Raw genomic sequence first — 1291 nt, 5'->3', positions numbered from 1 at the left:
CTATAGTGGCTCAGTTGTCAAGACAAAAATTTAATATTTTTATAATGAACTGATATGTTGACGGGTTACATGAGAGAATGCAATGTAGCGTCTCCCGGACTTTTTATATTATGCGGCTGCTCTGGCTTCATCCAAAAGCATTGCCGGATAGTACATCTCTGCAGGACGCTTGTTATCGATTGCCTGATGGCATCGCTCAAAGTTATAATTGTAGATATATCTTCCGATGGCTTCTCTTGCTTCCTTGAGATTAGCATACTCCGTGAGATATGCTTCCTCATACTTGAAGCTTCGGAACCAGCGCTCAATCATGATATTATCTGCCCAGCGGCTTTTACCATCCATGCTCTGGCGAATACCGTTATCACGAATGAAAGCAATATATTTATCACTGGTAAACTGGCTGCCCTGATCCGAGTTGATGATTAACGGCTTTGCTACTTTAAATGCCTTTTTACATGCATTGATAACCATAGTGGTATCCAGAGTGTCATCAACATCCCAGCCAACGATACAACGACTGTACCAGTCGATAATGGCTGTCAGATAAAGAAATCCATGCTTCATTGGAATATATGTAATGTCAATCGACCATGCCTGATTTGGGCGGTCTATGAATGCATTACGAAGCAGATATGGACAGACTTTTGCCTGTTTCATGCGCTTAGACAGATTTATTTTGGGATAAATCGGTGTAATGTCCATTTCGCGCATATATCTTCCTACTTTACGGCGACCAACCTGGTATCCGCGCAGCTTAAGCTGAGCAGACATCTGACGGGCTCCCCAAGTAGGATTATCAGTATGCAGATGGTCAATGATCGCTTTGCATTCCAAATCTTCCTCTGAAACCGGGGTGCCACTATAATATACGCTGGTGCGGTTGATTCCGAGTAGTTTGGCTCCTGCAGAAACCGACAGCTCCTTAGTCGTCAAAAGGTTTCGGACTAAATTTACTCTCGTAGTCAGGTCCGACAATTTCTTCAGATTTTTTTTTGAGCCAGTCAACCTGCATGGTAAGTTGACCGACCTTTTTAGCGTATTCAGCTTTTTCCTTGCGTTCTTCGGCAAGTTTTTCCCGGAGATTGTCTTCTCGCTTATTATCGAAAGCAAGAGAAGCATTAGCAAGGAATTCTTTCTTCCAGTTACGAAGGAGATTTGGTTGAATACCGTTTTCAACAGCAAGAACATTGAGTTCTTTCTCGCCCTTAAGCAGTTGGAGGACAAGATTGGTTTTAAATTCAGCACTGAAATTTCTTCTTGATCTGGACATAATAAGTACCTTCTTTCT

Annotated in this window: 2 protein-coding genes; both read right to left on the bottom strand. The window is 42.3% G+C overall.

Going from position 1 to position 1291, the window contains the following annotated elements; all coding sequences use genetic code 11:
- Positions 1–108: 108 nt before the first annotated feature.
- Entirely contained in the window at positions 109–1008 is a 900-nt protein-coding gene (locus H8700_RS05450) for an IS3 family transposase (protein ID WP_249304109.1), read from the bottom strand.
- Positions 926–1291 (bottom strand): transposase (locus H8700_RS05445; RefSeq protein WP_249304107.1); only part of this gene is annotated, 366 nt, incomplete at its 5' end. The genes H8700_RS05450 and H8700_RS05445, both read right to left, overlap by 83 nt.

It is taken from the genome of Jutongia hominis (genome assembly GCF_014384965.1).
GTDB classification, from domain to species: Bacteria; Bacillota; Clostridia; order Lachnospirales; family Lachnospiraceae; genus Butyribacter; species Butyribacter hominis.
This window is presented reverse-complemented; position numbering and strand designations above follow the sequence as displayed.